Source organism: Pseudodesulfovibrio sp. 5S69 (genome assembly GCF_037094465.1).
GTDB lineage: Bacteria > Desulfobacterota > Desulfovibrionia > Desulfovibrionales > Desulfovibrionaceae > Pseudodesulfovibrio > Pseudodesulfovibrio methanolicus.
Genome location: NZ_CP146609.1, coordinates 2156586 through 2173569 on the forward strand (window position 1 = coordinate 2156586; position 16984 = coordinate 2173569).

At 65.0% G+C, this 16984-nt stretch carries 14 protein-coding genes; 11 read left to right on the forward strand and 3 right to left on the reverse strand.

Annotated features, from left to right (window positions below):
- Window positions 1-96 precede the first annotated feature (96 nt).
- The 8 genes from V8V93_RS10200 (at window position 97) to V8V93_RS10235 (ending at window position 8470) form a co-directional block, all read left to right on the forward strand.
- Window positions 97-1137: an FUSC family protein gene (locus tag V8V93_RS10200; protein WP_338666574.1), complete on the forward strand. Its 1041-nt coding sequence runs from the start codon at window positions 97-99 to the stop codon at window positions 1135-1137.
- Window positions 1138-1823: 686 nt separating this feature from the next.
- Window positions 1824-2300 carry a cytochrome c3 family protein gene (locus V8V93_RS10205; protein WP_338666575.1) on the forward strand — a complete coding sequence of 159 codons (477 nt, stop codon included), beginning with the start codon at window positions 1824-1826 and terminating at the stop codon, window positions 2298-2300.
- 3 nt (window positions 2301-2303) lie between these two features.
- Window positions 2304-3452 (forward strand): electron transporter RnfC, encoded by a 1149-nt coding sequence (locus tag V8V93_RS10210; protein ID WP_338666576.1) that lies wholly within the window; start codon window positions 2304-2306, stop codon window positions 3450-3452.
- A 51-nt stretch (window positions 3453-3503) separates the two neighbouring features.
- Window positions 3504-4475 carry an RnfABCDGE type electron transport complex subunit D gene (locus V8V93_RS10215; RefSeq protein ID WP_338666577.1) on the forward strand — a complete coding sequence of 324 codons (972 nt, stop codon included), beginning with the start codon at window positions 3504-3506 and terminating at the stop codon, window positions 4473-4475.
- A gap of 2 nt (window positions 4476-4477) precedes the next feature.
- Window positions 4478-5047 (forward strand): RnfABCDGE type electron transport complex subunit G, encoded by a 570-nt coding sequence (gene rnfG / locus V8V93_RS10220; RefSeq protein ID WP_338666578.1) that lies wholly within the window; start codon window positions 4478-4480, stop codon window positions 5045-5047.
- A 12-nt stretch (window positions 5048-5059) separates the two neighbouring features.
- Entirely contained in the window at window positions 5060-5752 is a 693-nt protein-coding gene (locus V8V93_RS10225; RefSeq protein ID WP_338666579.1) for an electron transport complex subunit E, read from the forward strand.
- Window positions 5753-5755: 3 nt separating this feature from the next.
- Complete coding sequence (locus V8V93_RS10230; protein WP_338666580.1) at window positions 5756-6331, forward strand: electron transport complex protein RnfA; 576 nt, start codon at window positions 5756-5758, stop codon at window positions 6329-6331.
- 24 nt (window positions 6332-6355) lie between these two features.
- Entirely contained in the window at window positions 6356-8470 is a 2115-nt protein-coding gene (locus V8V93_RS10235; RefSeq protein ID WP_338666581.1) for an FAD-dependent oxidoreductase, read from the forward strand.
- Window positions 8471-8632: 162 nt separating this feature from the next.
- On the opposite strand, the gene speA is transcribed toward V8V93_RS10235, so the two are convergent.
- The 3 genes from speA to V8V93_RS10250 form a co-directional block, all read right to left on the reverse strand.
- On the reverse strand, window positions 8633-10546 hold the full coding sequence (speA, locus tag V8V93_RS10240; RefSeq protein ID WP_338666582.1) for a biosynthetic arginine decarboxylase: 1914 nt from the start codon (window positions 10544-10546) through the stop codon (window positions 8633-8635).
- Window positions 10547-10708: 162 nt separating this feature from the next.
- Window positions 10709-12112, reverse strand: coding sequence for a sigma-54-dependent transcriptional regulator (locus V8V93_RS10245; protein ID WP_338666583.1), 1404 nt, complete (start codon window positions 12110-12112; stop codon window positions 10709-10711).
- Window positions 12109-14505 (reverse strand): c-type heme family protein, encoded by a 2397-nt coding sequence (locus V8V93_RS10250; RefSeq protein WP_338666584.1) that lies wholly within the window; start codon window positions 14503-14505, stop codon window positions 12109-12111. The genes V8V93_RS10245 and V8V93_RS10250 overlap by 4 nt, the downstream gene beginning before the upstream one ends.
- 308 nt (window positions 14506-14813) lie before the next feature.
- Between V8V93_RS10250 and V8V93_RS10255 the strand changes: the two genes are divergently transcribed.
- Genes V8V93_RS10255 through V8V93_RS10265 form a run of 3 tightly spaced genes read left to right on the forward strand, consistent with a single transcriptional unit; the run spans window position 14814 to window position 16798 of the window.
- The gene (locus V8V93_RS10255; protein ID WP_338666585.1) at window positions 14814-16256 is read left to right on the forward strand and encodes a putative sulfate exporter family transporter; all 1443 of its coding nucleotides are present in this window, start codon (window positions 14814-14816) and stop codon (window positions 16254-16256) included.
- Window positions 16257-16302: 46 nt separating this feature from the next.
- Entirely contained in the window at window positions 16303-16473 is a 171-nt protein-coding gene (locus V8V93_RS10260; RefSeq protein ID WP_338666586.1) for a hypothetical protein, read from the forward strand.
- Window positions 16474-16525: 52 nt separating this feature from the next.
- The gene (locus V8V93_RS10265) at window positions 16526-16798 is read left to right on the forward strand and encodes a hypothetical protein (RefSeq protein ID WP_338666587.1); all 273 of its coding nucleotides are present in this window, start codon (window positions 16526-16528) and stop codon (window positions 16796-16798) included.
- Window positions 16799-16984 lie beyond the last annotated feature (186 nt).

Here is a 16984-nt window from a genome sequence, read left to right on the forward strand (position 1 = left end):
TGACCCGGCCCGGTCCTTATGCGAAAGGGCCGGACGGCGTTGACCTGCCCGTCCAGTAGGGTATGGTTCAACGCACAATCATATCCAAGGCGCATCATGGCTTTCAACGCGGAAAAATTCATCAGCAGTCACGTCAGGCACGGCATGAAGGTCGGCCTGGCCAGCGTCCTGGCCTACGTCGGGGCGGAATGGATCGGCCTGCCGTACGGCTACTGGGCGGTCATCACCACGGTCATCGTCATGCAGATGCACGTGGCCGACTCCATCCAGATGTGCCTGTACCGGTTCACCGGCACGGCCATCGGCGCGGGCATGGGCATCCTGATGATCCTCGTCTTCCCGCCCACCCATTTCTATACGCTCATCGCCGTCTTCGTGGGCACGGGCATCTGCGCCTACCTCACACGGTACGATGCGCGCTACCGCATGGCGGCCATCACCATGGCCATCGTCTTTCTGTCCAGCCTGCACGCGGAGCACCGCATCGAATACTCCCTGTTCCGGGTGGCCGAGATCGGCGTCGGCGTACTCTGCGCCTTCGTGGTCTCGGTGGTGGTCTGGCCCAACCGGACCGCCTCGGTCCTGCTCGACCGACTGTCTGCCCAGTACGACCAGGTGGCGGACAACGTCCTGCTGCTCATGGACAATTTCCTGCACCGTCAGCGCAAGACCGATCCGGACCTGTTCTTCGACCTGGCCCGCGAGGTCCAGGCCAACCGGGAACTCTATAACAAGGTTTATGCCACCGAGCGCCGGGTCTTCCGCGATGACATGGACCTGCTGGCCCTGCAGGTCAATACGCTCAACTCCGTGGTGGAGCGGTTGCAGTCCACCCCCAGCCTGCTCAACGAAGTGGAGGGCGACGGGTTCGACATCATCATGAACCCGGAGCTCACCCAGTTGGCCAGCGACATGGCCGACGCCCTGCGCGCCATCGGCCGGGGCGTCCACTACGACCCGCATCCCCTGGCCAAGGCCGTGGACGGGGTGGAAAAGCGGTTCATCGAGCTGCGCGAGCAGGGCGTCATCGAACGGTTCGAGGTGCGCCGCTACTTCCAGGTCATGAGCTTCATCAACACCGCCCAGCACCTCGGCGAATTCCTTTTGGTCGTCCTGTACAAGCCGCAGATGCCCTGACGCGGCACCGTTCGGGGTACGGCAGAGAAGAGGCGCGCGGACGGACTCCGCGCGCCTCTTCTCTTGCCTGACCGGCAGGGCGCATCGCGCCCGCAGGCTTTTCCGCCGCCTCCGAATGGCTCCTTGCCGCCGATCCGTACCCGATTTCGGGGAACGGGCCGCATCGAAAATATTAAATAATTTTACCAACCGGGGAAAAACTCCCCGGTTGATTCGCGCAACGGCCTTTCTCGGCGGTTTTGCGCGATTCGCCGGGTTGCGAAAGGCGGGTGCGCAATCCGGCAACGGCCCGGCCGGCGCCCCCTGGATCGCATTTAACACTTCGCTTTAATTATCTATTATTGTGCATACCCCGTTCCCCGTCGGGGGAAGAGATGCAGGCGGTCCGATGCGCTGGCGGTGGCCAGGGCCTGTTGAGCCGGATCGAAGAAGGGCGGGCCTTTCGGAGAATTTGCGCGATTTCAGGGGTAGAGCCGCAGGCGTGTTTGCTATTTTTATTTTTATTATATCGCATAGTTGTAAGTATTTCTTCCTTTTGCATCATAGGCGCTGCGGCTGGCATGCTTTCTGCTTTTCGCTTGTTGATTGACTAATCAATCGGGGCGCGGGGCGCGATGTGGGGCAATAATACGGAGACAGCCCGCCCGCGTGTGTTGAAACCACCTATCCGAGCGAGGATTGACCAGTTGCAGAACAGATACTTCATCATTTCATCGGTCGTAGCGCTCCTGTTCGCGGGGGCCGTGGTCGGGTACGCGATCCCGGTGGAGAAACAGGAGGTCCCGGCGCGGGTCATCCTGGACAACACCGGCGGTCGGGTCGTGTTCGCCCACAGGGTGCACGCCGAGGACTACGGTTCCGCCTGCGATGACTGCCACCACGACGGTCTGGAGGGCGAAGCCTACCTGCCGTGCGGCACTTGCCATCCGGCGGAGTTCGACGAAACGTTCCGCGCCGAACATCAAAAGGCGTTCCCCGACCGGAAGGCCTGCCTGCGCTGCCACGACGAGGTGCCCACCGGGCCGCTCGCCGAGGACGCACGGCCGGACATCGAATCCATCCCCACCAGGGGCGAGGCCTTCCACACCCTGTGCATGGGGTGCCACGAAGAGAACGGCGGCCCATTCGGCGACGACGCCTGTTACCAGTGCCACGCGAGGTGATCCATGCTCAAGATACACTATTCTCTTGATTTCGAGCTGACCAATTCCATCCGCGACATGGCGCTCCCGGAAGAGCTGCACATTCAGGTGCGCAACCTTATCCTCAAGACCAAGAAGGGCAGCGTCCTGACCAAGGGCGACGTCATCGCCGAACACCCGGCACCCGGCGGCGGGGCTTTCCACGCGGCAGCCGGGGGCAAGGTCACGGGCGTCAACTACCACAACCTGGTCGTCAATTGCACCGGCGGCGACGAGACCGTTTCCCCGGTGGACGTGAACTCCATGGGCAAGGGCACGGAACTGCTGCGCACCCTGCAGTCGTTGGGCGTGGACGTAGCCCCGCTCACGGGCAAGGCCGAGGTCCTGGTCATCAACGGTCTGAACCCGGAACCGGGCGTCTCCGTGGCCCAGCAACTGCTCCGGGACGGCCGGGAGGAACTGCGCGCGGGCGTGGCCCTGGCGCGCAAGCTGCTCTCGCCCAACCGGGCCGTCCTGGCCGTGCCCAAGGGTGAGCAGGTCGCCATTCACGGCGCGGAGACCGTGGGTATCCGCGCCAAGTATCCATACTCCCTGGACGCCCTGGTGGTCCGCGCCGTGACAGGCAAGGAGTTCCCCGAGGGCACCAGGGTCATCAACGTCATGGACCTGTACGATCTCGGCCGCGTGGCCCTGACCGGACTGCCCATCACCGAGACCCTGATGACCATCGCCGGGCACAACTACCGGGTGCCCATCGGCACGCCCGTGCGGCACATATTGGACCTCCTCGGCCTGGTGGCCGGTCCCGGCGACACCATCGTCCTGGGCGGGCCGTTCCGGGGCGAGGCCATCTACAGCCTGGACGAGGGCGTGAAGAAGACCGACTACGGCCTGTTCATCACCTCGTCCGACGCCATCCCGGCGGTTCAGGACGCGGCATGCATCAACTGCGGCGAATGCGTCCTGCAGTGTCCGGCCCGGGTGCAGCCGCACCTGATCAGCCGCTGCGCCGAATACGAGCGGTTCGAGGAAGCCGAGCGCTACGGCCTGAACAGTTGCTTCGAGTGTGGACTGTGCGCCTTCAACTGCTTCGCCAGGCGGCCGTTGCTCCAGTACATCCGCTTCGCCAAGGCGCAGCTCAAGGCCAAGGGACAACAGGACGCCCAGGTCTAGGCGGTCCGGGAATCAAATACGAAGATCGACAACACAAGGATGATGAAGGATATGAACCCTCCCATACTCAAAGCGATGTCCGACATCACGCTCAAGCTGACGGTTTCGCCGCCGCCGCACTGGCGCAGCGGGCGGACCATCCAGGGCATGATGCAGGCCCACCTGTTGGCATTGGTCCCGGCCGCCGCCATGGCGGTGGTCATGTACGGCTTCCGCGCGGTCTCGGTCATCGGCCTGGCCGGTACTGCGGCCGTGCTTACCGAGGTCGCCTGCCTGCGCCTCCAGAAGCGGGACGTGGACGTGGACAACTACTCGGCCCTGTATGCGGGCGTGCTTTTCGCCTTCCTGCTCCCGGCCACCGCGCCGTGGTGGCTGGTGACCATCGGCGGGGTGCTGACCATCGCCCTGGGCCGGACCGTGTTCGGCGGCTTCGGCTGCAACCCGGTCTGCGCCCCGCTGGTGGCCTGGGCGGTGTGCCGCTTCTCCTGGCCCTCGGCCATGGACATTGACCTGAACCTTGCGAATTACATGATAAACAGCCCGGTGGACCAACTCATGTATTACGGAGTGGGAAGCCTCCGCCAATTCGACTACATGGACCTGTTCACCGGGCATCAACTGGGCGGCCTGGGCTCGTCCCAGGTCATGGCCCTGGCCGCGGGCGGCATCTTCCTGCTCGCCGCACGGTGGATCCGCCTGTTTATCCCGGCGGGCTTCCTCCTCGGCGTGGCGGGCACGTCCGCGATCTACTGGGCCATCGACCCTGCCGTCTACGCCGACCCCATGTTCCACCTGCTGGCGGGCTCCACCGTGTTCGGCGCCTTCTTCCTGGCTCCGGACGTGTCCTCCAGCCCGGTGGGCAAGATTCCCCAGACCGTGTTTGGCCTCATCGCCGGGGCCATGGTCGTGATCATCCGCACGTACGGGGTGTATCCCGACGGCGTGCCGTTCGCCGTCATGGTGGCGAACCTGCTCAGCCCGTTGTTGGACCGTCTCCGTCCCAAGTACTTCGGAGTCAGATAGCCATGCGTGAAATCATCAATATGATCGTTGTGTTGTCGCTTATATGCGCCGCTTCCGGCACCCTGCTGGTCAACCTTAAGCGGGCCACCAAGGCGAAGATCGAACAGCAGGTGCTCATCAACGTCCAGGGCCCGGCCCTGATGACCGTGCTCGCGGGGTGCGACAACGACCCCATAGCCGAGCGCAAGACCGTGGACGGGGTCACCGTGTTCCCGGCCAAGCGGTCCGGCAAGCTCGTGGGCGTGGCCTTCGAGACCTTTGCCGCGGGGTACTCCGGCGACGTCGGGGTCATGGTCGGGTTCGACGTGGACAACAACCGGCTCATCGGCATCGGCATCACCACCCAGACCGAGACGCCGGGCGTGGGCACCCGGATCATGAAGCCCGCCTTCCTCAAGCAGTTCAAGGGGCACGGGCTCGACTCCATGGCCCTGAGTTCCAAGAACGGCGACATCGACGCCGTGGCCGGGGCGACCTATTCGTCCACCGGCGCGGTCGACGCCGTGCGCAAGGCCCTCACCCTGTACAAGGGCATCAAGCCCCAAATCGCCGACCTCTGGCCGGCGTCCTAAGGAGCGATACAAATGAGTGCTTCCATCAAGAAGGAGTTCCTCAAGGGGCTGTGGGACGAGCTGCCGCCGTTCCGCGTGGTCCTCGGGCTGTGCCCGACCCTGGCCGTGACCTCCACGGCCGAGAACGGATTCGGCATGGGCATGGCCGTGCTCTTCGTCCTGACCCTGTCCAACGCCATCATCTCGGCCCTGCGCAAGGTCATCCCGGGCAAGGTGCGCATCGCATGCTTCATCGTCATCGCGGCCTCCCTGGTGGTGGCCGTGGAGCTGCTCATGCAGGCGTACACCTATTCCCTGTACCAGCGGCTGGGCATCTTCGTGCCGCTGATCGTGGTCAACTGCATCATCCTGGGCCGGGCCGAGGCCTTCGCCTCCAAGAATCCGGTCCTGCCGTCCATCGCCGACGGCCTGGGCATGGGCCTTGGTTTCACCATGTCGCTGACCTTCCTCGGCGCTCTGCGCGAGGGGTTCGGCAGCGGCACGGTCTTCGGCATGCCGGTGGCCTGGGACGGCTTCCAGCCCGCCCATTTTATGGTCATGGCTCCCGGCGCGTTCGTCTGCCTGGGCCTGATTCTGGCGGGCATGAACGCGCTCAACCGGTACCTGAGCCGCCGCAAGGGCGAGCCGGAGACCGAGCCGCAGAATACGGCCTGCGCCTCCTGCGCGGGCTGCAACATGTGCATCACGGCCAAGAGGGAGGGGTAGATCATGGATTACTTCATGCTGTTCATCTCGGCCATCTTCATCAACAACATCGTCCTGGTCCAGTACTTGGGCACCTGTCCGTTCATGGGCACGTCCAAGTCCACGGACGTGGCCATCGGCATGGGCGCGGCGGTCATCTTCGTCATGCTCATGGCCACGGCCTTCACCTGGCCCCTGCAACACTATGTGCTCACGCCGTACGGCATCGGCTACCTCCAGACCATCGTGTTCATCCTGGTCATCGCCTCCCTGGTCCAATTCGTGGAGCTGTTCCTGAAGAAGGTCATTCCGCCGCTGCACGCCTCGCTCGGGCTGTTTCTGCCCCTGATCACCACCAACTGCGCGGTCATGGGCGTGGCCATCATGGTCCAGCGCAGCAACTATTCGTTCGTCAAGGCGATGGCCTTCTCCCTTGCCTCGGGCATCGGCTTCCTCATCGCCCTGGTCATCATCTCCGCCATTCGGGAGCGGCTGGACGTCTCCCCGGTGCCGGTCGTCTTTCGCGGCATCCCGGTGGCGCTCATCACGGCGGGCATCATGTCGCTGGTCTTCCTCGCCTTCCAGGGCATGGCCGCGTAACCGTACAAGCACAAGGACGAGATCATGGTAACCTCATCCATATTGGTTCTGTTTCTCCTAGGGTTGACGGCCGCTTCGATCCTGGCGGTCGCCTCGCGCATCCTCTACGTCAAGGAGGACCCCCGCGTGGCCAGGGTCGAAGCGTGCCTGCCCGGCGCCAACTGCGGCGGCTGCGGCTTCCCCGGCTGTTCTGCGGCAGCCGCGGCCGTGGTCGACGGCATCGCGCCGCCCGAAGTCTGCGTGGTCGCCAACCTCGAGACCGCGGCCCGCATCGCCGGGATCATGGGCGCCGAGGTGCAGTTCAAGGAGCCCAAGGTGGCCACCAACATCTGCAGCGGCGGATCGCGGGCCAACCTGCTCTTCGACTACAAGGGCGTGGAGGACTGCCGCGCCGAGGCGCTGCTCTACGGCGGCGAGAAGTCCTGCGGCATCGGCTGCATCGGGCTCGGCACCTGCGTCAAGGTCTGCCCGTTCAACGCCATCCGTTTGAGTGACGCCGGGCTGCCCGTGGTGGACTGGAACGCCTGCCGGTCCTGCGGCAAGTGCGCCGAGGCATGCCCCACCGGGGCCATCCGCATCTCCAGCGTGACCAGCGTGCTCCTGCACCTCAACCAGACCGACGACTGCCTGGCCCCGTGCATGCAGAAGTGCCCGGCCCAGATCAACGTCCGGCGCTTCATCCAGCAGCTCAGGCAGGGCGACATGCGCGGCGCCTTGCTGACCATCAAGGAGCACAACCCGCTGCCGCTCATCGTCGGCCGCGTCTGTCCGGCCCCGTGCGAGAACATCTGCCGCCGCAAGATCGTGGACGAGGGCGTGGCCATCCACACCCTGCAACGATTCGTGGCGGACTGGGAGATGCACTCCGGCGTACGCGTACCTCTGCACTGCAATCCGCCCAGCGGACACAGGGTGGCGATCATCGGCGGCGGTCCGGCCGGGCTGTCCTGCGCCTATTTCCTGCGCCGCGTGGGGCATGAGCCGGTCATCTTCGAGAAGCGCCAGCACATCGGCGGCATGATGCGCGGCGTCATTCCGGAATACCGGCTGCCCAAGAAGGTGGTGGACTGGGAGGTGCAGACCATCCTCAACCTCGGGGTGGAGGCCCGCACCGGTGTGGCCTTCGGCAGGGACGTGACCGCGGCCGACCTTGAGCGCGAGGGCTTCGAGGCCATCTTCATCGCCACGGGTGCCTGGAAGGTACCGCCGCTGGGCATCGAGAACGACGACGCCGAGGGCGTGCTCGACGCGGTCTCGTTCCTCTATGGCGTGGGCCGGGAATATACCGACCTGCGCGGCAAGACCGTGGTCGTCGTGGGCGGCAGCAACACGGCCATGGACGTGGTCCGCAGCGCCGTGCGTCTCGGGGCCACGGTCATCGCCCTGGTGCCGAGCATCCAGCGCAAGATGTCCGCCAACAAGGACGAAATCCTGCGCGCCCTGGAGATCGGGGCCGACCTCCGGTACCTGACCGCGCCGTTGGAGCTGGTGGCCGAGGACGGGGCCGTCTGCGGCGTGACCTATTGCGACCTGGCCTATGACGACCCGGAAAAGGCCAAGGGCGACCCCAAGCCCGTGGCCGGGACCAAGGCGTTCGTGGCGGCCGATCTGGTCATCGCGGCCACGGACCGCGTGGTCGACGACAGCCTGTTGCGCGACGCCGAAGGCAACCCCCTATTCAAGACCGACAAGAAGACCGGAGGGATCGGCGCGAACCCGACCACGTTGCAAACCGACATCCCCAACGTGTTCGTGGGCGGAGAGGTCCACACCGGCCGCAACATCCTGATACAGGCGGTGTCCGACGGGCGCCGCGCCGCACGTTCGATCCACTTCTACGTGACCCAGGGGACCGTCCCTGAACCGGACAATCAGCAGGTTCAGGTCATCCCGGAGACGATCCTCAAGGACATGCACGTGACGTACTCCATTCCCAGAGTACAGGAGCCCCTTGTCAGCGTGGACGAGCGGCGGCACACCTTCAAGGAGGAGGTGGCCGGTTCCATCACCTATGAAACGGCTCGTAAGGAGGCGAGCCGCTGCCTGCGTTGCGGGCTGACCTGCTACGACGCCGACGCCGGGGCCGAATACACCCTGGACGAGGACGTCACGGTCATCAGCGCACCGGGCAGGGAGTAATCCGGGACCCTCGAACGATCTCCCGATCGGGCCCGCATGCGCCTCACCCTCCGAGGATAGCGCCCCCTGTCGCCCGGCGGACAGACGCATGAAGCCGCAGCCCCGGACACCATTCGTGTCCGGGGCTGCAATTGTCTTGTCCGATGCGTGCGGAGGAGCCGCCTACCGTTCCAGGTAGGTGTAGCCCCGCAGGCCGTTCTTGTAGGCCTGGAGGATTTCGCGGCGTTGGGCCGGGGTGATCAGCCCCTTGCGCACGCTCTGCTCGGCGGCCTCGCGGAAGCGGGTGAGCAACGCCTTGGTGTCGTATTCCACATAGGAGAGCACGTCCTCCACGGTGTCGCCTTCCAGTTCACCCACGAATTCGTACTTGCCGTCCTCCAGGATGCGGATGGTGACCACGTTGGTGTCGCCGAACAGGTTGTGCAGGTCGCCCAGCGTCTCCTGGTACGCGCCCACCAGGAAGGCTCCGAGGCAATATTCCTCCGAGCTCCTGAGGGCGTGCAGGCGCATGGTCCGGTTCACACCGGGGCCTTCGATGAAGCGGTCGATCTTGCCGTCGCAGTCGCAGGTGATGTCGGCCAGGGACCCCTCGCGGGTGGGCTCCTCGTCCAACCGGTGCACGGGCATGACCGGGAAGAGCTGGTCGATGGCCCAGGAGTCGGGAAGGGACTGGAACACGCTGAAATTGCAGTAGTAGATGTCCGAAAGGGTGCGGGCGATTCCCTCCAGTTCCAAAGGCAGGGTCGGCAGGTCGCGGGCCAGGACCGCGATGCCCCGCACGGTCTGCCAGAAGACGTTCTCGCCCAGGGCGCGCTCGCGGAAGGAGATGATCCCCTGGTTGAAGGCCTGGCGGACCTCGTCCCGATAGTAGAGGGCGTCGTTGAAGCTTTCCTGGACGTTGTCCAGGCTCAGGGCGAGCATGGTCTCGTGCAGGTGCCGGATGTGGACGCTGGTGTCCTCGGGCAGGTTTTTCGGGAGCGGCTCGGGCTCGAACCGGGCGGCGTCGAGCACGTTGAAGAGCAGCATGGAGTAGTAGGCCACCAGGGCCCGGCCGGATTCGGTGATGATGGTCGGGTGGGGGACGCCCTGCTCGTCGAGTACGGTCATGACCCCCTCGATGATATCCGCGCAGTACTCGTACACGGAATAATTGCGGCTGCTGGACAGGCTGGTCCGGGTGCCGTCGTAGTCCACGGCCAGGCCGCCGCCGAGGTCCAGATAGCGCATGCCCGCGCCCTCGGCCGTGAGGCCCGCGTATATGCGGCTGGCCTCGGCCACGCCCGAGCGAATTTCGCGGATGTTCGGGATCTGCGAGCCCAGGTGGTAGTGGAGCAGTTGCAGGCAGCCGAGCATCCCGGCCTCCTTGAGGCGGTCGATGACGTCGATGATCTGGGCCGCGTTGAGCCCGAAGATGGAGCGGTCCCCGCCGGACTCGGCCCATTGGCCGGTAGCCTGGGAGGCGAGCTTGGCGCGCACGCCGAGGATGGGCTCCACGCCGAGCGCCTTCGAACGCTCGATGATCAGCGGCAGTTCGCCCGGCATCTCGATGACCAGGACGCACTTGAAGCCGAGCTGCACGGCGTGCAGGGCCAGGTCCACGAACTCCTCGTCCTTGTACCCGTTGCATACGAGCACGGCGCCGGGGTCGCTGTGCATGCCCAGAGCCGCGATGAGTTCGGCCTTGCTCCCGGCCTCGAGCCCGTGGTGGTACTTGCGGCCGTGGCGGGTGACCGCCTCGACCACCTGTTGCTGCTGGTTGACCTTGATGGGGTACGCGCCGAGGTAGGTTCCCCTGTAGTCGAGGCTTTCCATGGCCTGAATGAAGCTGTCGTTGAGCAGGGAAATCTGCGTGGCGAGCAGGTTCTCGATGCGCAGCAGCACCGGCAGGTCCAGGCCGCGCGCCTGGATTCCGGCAATGATTTCGGGGATGGGCACCGCCCCGGCGAAGTCGTCGGGCGTGGCGGTTACCTGGAGGTCTCCCTTTTCGGAGACGCCGAAGAAGCCCGCGCCCCATTCCCGGACGCGGTAGAGTTCCGCGGACCGCTCAGCGGTCCAGCCTTTGTGTGCATGGGTCACTCATATATCCTCCCTCAAGATATGGAACCGGGAAATCCGGCGCATTCCGGCGGCATGTAGGGGCGGGGGCCCCGAATGTCAACACGAATATCCGTCCGGCGGCGGATTGTGACGAAAAAGAAAGGACGGCACCGGGCGGCCGGGGAACCTGGTGTCTTCGGATCAGTTGGACGCTACGGCCGTCCCGTTCCGCTTGATGATTTTCTGCAGGCTGACCCGTTCGAGCCCGGCCAGGCGCGCCGCCTCCGAGATGTTGCCGCCGGTCCGGGCCAGGAGCCGCTCCAGGTAGGTCCGGGTGAATTCGTTGAGCACTCTGGCCTTGGCCTCCTTGTAGGCGTCGATATGCTCGTCCGTTTCCCCTGCGTCGCCGGGCCATGCCGCGCCGGGGCCGGACAACCTGCCCTCGGCCAGGCGCAGGTGGACCATCTCCACCTGGTTGCCGGGGCAGAAGACCGTCAGGCGGCGTACGGTGTTCTGCAACTCGCGCACGTTGCCGGGCCAGGGCCGTTCGCACAGGCAGGCGACCACCTCCGGGCTCAGGGTCTTGGGGTCGAGGTGCATCTCAAGGCAGGTCTGGTTCAGGAAATGCGCGGCCATGCGCGGAATGTCGTCGCGGTATTCCCGCAGGGGCGGGGTGTTCACGGTGAGCACGTTCAAGCGGTAGAACAGGTCCTCGCGGAACTCGCCCTCGTTGATGCGCTCCGGGAGGTTCCGGTTGGTGGTGGCCAGAATGCGCACGTCGATCTTGACGGCGGCGTTGGCCCCCACGGGCCGGATTTCGCGTTCCTGGAGCACACGCAGGAGCTTGGTTTGCATGGACATGGAGATGTCGCCGATTTCGTCGAGCAGGATGCTGCCGCCGCAGGCCGAGACGAACAGCCCCTGGCGGGCCTTGTCCGCTCCGGTGAAGGCGCCCTTGACGTGGCCGAAGAGCTCGCTCTCCAGCAACTGCTCCGGGATGGCCGGGCAGTTTACGGCCACGAAGGGGCCCTTGGCCCGGCTGCTCAGGCGGTGGATGTTCCCGGCCACGAGCTCCTTGCCCGTGCCGGATTCGCCGCAGATCAGCACATTGTATTCCGAGGCGGCCACCGCGGCGATGGATTCCTTGAGGCGGCACATGGCCGGGGCCTTTCCCACCAGGGTGGACTCGCATCGGCCGGCCAGGGCGCGCAGGGCGCGGTTCTCGCCGAGCAGCCGCCCGCGCTCCAGCCCCTTCTGCACCGAGCGAGCCAGTTCTTCCCGTTTGACGGGCTTGGTCAGGAAGTCGTAGGCCCCGGCCTTGAGCGCGGTCACGGCGGCCTCCACGCTGCCGTAGCCGGTGACCAGGATCACGGTCAGGCCGGGCTCGATCTCCAGGGCTTGGTGCAGGAGCTCCTGGCCGTTCAGCTTGGGCATGCGCAGGTCCGTCAGCATGAGGTCCACGCTGTCCGACGACAGGATTTTCAGGGCTTCGGCCCCGTCGCCGGTCAGCGATATCTTTACCTCGGGAAAGCCTGCGGCGATGAGCCGGGCCAGCCCCTGGGCGAAATCGGGTTCATCGTCGACAAGCAATATGTGTTGGCTCATTCGGCCTCCTCGGCGTCCTTGGCGGCCAGGGGCAGGTACACGCGAAAGAGCGCGCCGCCGCCGGGCCTGTTTTCCACCTCGATATCGCCGCCCAGGTCGCGGATCAGGCTGTAGATCACGGCCAGGCCGAGGCCCGTTCCCTTGCCCGCCTCCTTGGTGGAGAAGAAGGGGTCGAACACGCGGTTGAGGTGCTCGGGCAGGATGCCGGTCCCGTTGTCGGCCACGGTGATCTCGGCGAAGCGTTTGCCCGCGGCGATGATGACGCGCACCTCGCCCGTGCGCACCTCCTTTTCCTCCAGACCGCTGACCGCGTCCAGGGCGTTCATGATCAGGTTGGTCAGAATGTGCTCCAGGGCGTCGGCCCCGGCCCCCAGCGGCGGGATTTCCGTGGCCGCCTCCAGGAGGAGTTTCGCCCCGCACGACTTGGCCCTGGGCTGGAGCAGGTCCACCGTGGCCGAGGCCATGGCGGTCAGGTCGCCGGGCTCGCGGGAGGCCGGGCGCGGGCGGCTGAAGTCCAGGAGGTCGCGGACCACGCGCTGGGCCAGTTCGGTGTGGCGGATGATCACCGCGAGGTCCGCCTGGGCCTGGCCGTCCTTCTGCGAGGCGGCCAGCAGTTCGGCGTAGCACAGGATGACGCCCAGCGGGTTGTTGATCTCGTGCGCCAGCCCGGCCGCGAGCTGCCCCACGGCGACTATGCGTTCGTTGCGCACCATCTGGTCCTCCATGCGCCGTTCCATGGTCACTTCGCGCAGCGAGGCCACGGTGCGGCGGCCCTTGGTTTCCGTGAGCGGGTAGAGGTGGGCCACGAAGATGCGTCCGTCCGGCAGCTCGAATTCGCCGCAGCCAGTATCCCTGGTGGCGTCGTGGATCATTTTCAGCAGGCTGGCGACTCCGGGATCGTCCAGGGTGTCGGCCAGATGGACGGCCGTGGAGTTGGCCAGGAGCACGGCGTCGCCCGAGTCCAGCAGAAGGAGCGGGTCCGCGATGCCCTCGAACAGGGAGGAGAGCATGGCGTTCTGGGTCAGGAGCCCGTCCAGGGCCTCCATGTTCTCCATGGCGATGCCCAATTGCTGGCCGATGGCCCGGGCCAGGTCGACCAGCCGGTCGGAGCGTTCCTGGGGCTGGTCCCAATAGAGGTTCAGGAGGCCCCGGCTGGTCCCCGAGGTCTGCACCGGGATGTGCCAGGAGAGGTCGCCCATGCGGGGGTCGATCCCGGTGACCAGGTCGTGCCAGTCCTCCGGCAGTTCGGGCGGGACGTCGGGGTCGGGCCAGGAGGCGAAGTCCGTGGCGGCCAGGACGCAGACATAGCCCGCCCTGGACGCGCCGAAGCGGCGGGCGATGAGCTCCAGCCCGGCGCGCAGCAGTTCCTGTTTGGTCTGGCTGCGGTTCAGGCTGTCCAGGAGCGAGACGAACAGGGCCACGTCGGCGCGACGGTCGTCGGCAAGCCGGGTCAGGTCCACGGTGCGCTCGGCCACCTTGTCCTCCAGGGTGGCGGCGTATTCCTTGAGGTCCACGCGCGCTTGGCGCAGGTGCTCGGCGAAGAGTTCGAAGCCGTGCAGCAGCCCCTCGATCTCGTCCTCTTGGGGCAGGAACAGCTCGGTCTGGAGCGGGGCCTCGTCCGGGAACAGGCGCTGCATGACCCCGGTGACGCGGCCCAGGCTGTGGACCACCAGGCGGTGAAAGAATCCCTGGATGATCAGGAACTGGACCAGGATGCCCAGGGCGAACAGCAGGGCGAAGGACAGGGTGGCGTCGCGGATGCCGCCCACGTCCCGCTCGACCTTGAGCCGAACCATGTCGATGCCCGCCAGGCCGCCCACGTGATTGCCGAAGCCGCGCACGTCGCCGTAGCGTTCGATAAGCTCGTGCGGAGCCTCTTCCGGAGCGCCGTGGCAGTGCATGCAGGAGACGTCGTAGCGCTGGGCGTAGACCGTGATGAAGTAGCGCTCGCCGTCCGCGTTCCGGAATTCCTCAAGGTGGTTCAACTCGGGGTCCGCCCGGAAGCGGTCGATGAACTCGCGCTCCAGGGGAGTGGCTTCGGAGTCGGGGTTGCGCGCGCCCTCGGTGACGCGGCGGTAGGTGAAGCTGTTGTGCTCCAGGTTGGGGTCGCTCATGACCGCGCGGGTCACGTAGGAGGCGCTCATGGCCTCGAGCACGAAATGGTCGCTGGGCAGAGTCTTGTACATGACCGGGCGCAGGGTGTTGCGGACGTAGCGCTGCACGGCCTCGACCTGGGCCAGGATGAGCGAGGCCTTTTCCCGCGCCTCTCCCTCCATGAGGCGGTTGAGGTGGATGTTCAGGCCCACGGCGAAAAAGGCCACCAGGCCCGTCATGAGCAGGAACAATCCGGTAAAGAACTTGCTTTGCAGGCTGTGCGGCATGAGCCGGCGCATGGTACCCCTCTTGGCTTTGCGGGAAGCATATGCGGCCGGGAGATCGAATGCAACAGGGGCGGTTTCAACTGCGTCCTTTCGGCAGCAGGGTGTAACCGCAAGGCAGCACCTTCGGCGTGAGCTGCCAATAAATAGTTTTATATTTCAGATAATTAAAAAATTATACCCATTGGAACCATTTTTGCTTTGCTGCCGTTTTAAAGCCGACGGAATCGGCTTTGGTCGATCCCCCCGACCGGAACGGGGCAGGGGTCGGAGGTATGTTCAATAACCATCGCCAAACCGAATGTGACAATGAGGAGGTTCTTATGGCGGAAAAACGGTGGCTTACCGAGGACAAGCTCGCACTCATCATGGGGCTGATTCTCTTCGCTCTCGGCCTGTTCAGTTTTGCCGGGGTCGATTTGTTGGGGTGGGGAGTCAGCACGAACACCTGGATACATCCCGGGCAGATCTTTTCCGTGACGGCCAAGGCCGATTACGGCGGATTGAACGGGTATGCGTCCCTGTTCCTGACCTATGCGTTCATCACCCTGTTCCTGAGCTTCGGCGTGAAGTTCCTGGGCGGTGACGTCCCCAAGTTCATCAAGTCCTTTACCGTGGTTTTCTTCCTGAGCATGATCTGCTGGGCCGCCGGGCACTACGCGGTCATCGCGGCCACCCCGGACAAGCTGGAGAAATTCGGCCTGACCTGGGCCATGGGCCTGACCGGCGAGGCGGGCTTCATCGTCGCGCTGGTGGTGGGCATCATCATCGGCAACTTCTTCCCCGGTTTCGCCGAGGAGATGAAGGAAGCCCTGCGTCCTGAGATGTACATCAAGATCGCCATCGTCATCCTGGGCGCCGAGCTCGGCGTCAAGGCCGTCGACGCCATGGGGCTGGCCTCCGCGGTCATTTTCCGAGGCCTGTGCGCCATCATCGAGGCGTATCTGATCTACTGGGCGCTGGTCTATTACGTCTCGCGCAAGTACTTCAAGTTCAGCAAGGAGTGGTCCGCGCCGCTGGCCTCGGGCATCTCCATCTGCGGCGTTTCCGCGGCCATCGCCACGGGCGGCTCCATCCGCGCGCGGCCCATCGTGCCGATCATGGTCTCGTCGCTGGTCGTCGTCTTCACCTGCATCGAGATGCTGGTGCTGCCGTTTGTGGCCCAGTGGTGGCTCAGCGGCGAACCCATGGTCGCCGGCGCCTGGATGGGCCTGGCGGTCAAGTCCGACGGCGGCGCGGTCGCCTCGGGCGCCATCACCGACGCGCTGATCCGCGCCAAGGTCCTGGCCGACACCGGCGTGCAGTACCAGGGCGGCTGGATTACCATGGCCACCACGACCATCAAGATCTTCATCGACGTGTTCATCGGCATCTGGGCCTTTGTCCTGGCCGCCGTGTGGTGTACGTTCATCGAATGCAAGCCCGGCCAGGGCGGCATGAAGATCGGTGAAATCCTGGACCGTTTCCCCCGCTTCGTCGTGGGGTACGTGGTCACCTTCCTGGTCATGCTGCTCATCTGCGTCATGAACAAGGACCTCATCCCGCTGGGCAAGGCGACCATTGCCGGGACCCACGTCTTCAGGGGCCTGTTCTTCGTGTTGACCTTCTTCACCATCGGCATGGTGTCGAACTTCAAGAAGCTGTGGGCCGAGGGCATCGGCAAGCTGGCGGCCGTCTACATCGTCTGCCTGGGCGGCTTCATCATCTGGATCGGGTTGTTCATCTCCTGGCTGTTCTTCCACGGCGTGAAGCCGCCGGTCGTCTAGGAATGGAATCCGTCCCGAATAAACGAACGAACAAGGAGCGTACATAATGTCCGTAGAAGAACACAATATCGCCGAAGAAATGGGCAAGATGGAATATGAGCCGTTGCAGCCCATCGAGATCAAACTGATTCGCTGGAGCCTGATCATCGGGGTCGTGTCCCTGGTGGTCCTCTATCTGGTCAGCGCGGCCTTCTTCCCCGCGGCGCACGGCGTATAGCCATTCAACGGCGGGCAGGGGCGAGCCCGTGCCCGCCGTTTCGGAGAGACATATGCAACAATGTGAAATGATCGTCAGCAAACTGGTGGACCGGGTGCGCGCGGATAAGCAGGACGTCCTGCGCAAGCGCATTGAGGACGCCGTGGTCGAGCAGGCCGGGGCCGAGGGCCCCGAAGGCCCGGCCGCGCACCGCTTCCTCCTGGACCTGGACCTCTTCGTGAACATGCGCGGACCGGAGTTCATCTACTCGCGCGGCATCGCGGAGAGCCTGCGCGTGGGCGAGGACATCTTCGAGCTGGCCTACGTGCTCAAGAAGGCCATGTAGCAACCCCGGTCCCGAATCGGACCGACAGCCACCCCGGACGCCCCTCCGACCCCAGGGGGCGCACCGGCGTTGTATGGGCGGGATGGATGTGGAACGTATCCATCCCGCCTTGTCTTTTGCTTCGGGGGATTTCCGTAAGGCGCGGACCGGTCGGGGTTGACGGCCGAAGGGGAAAGAGGGTCATCT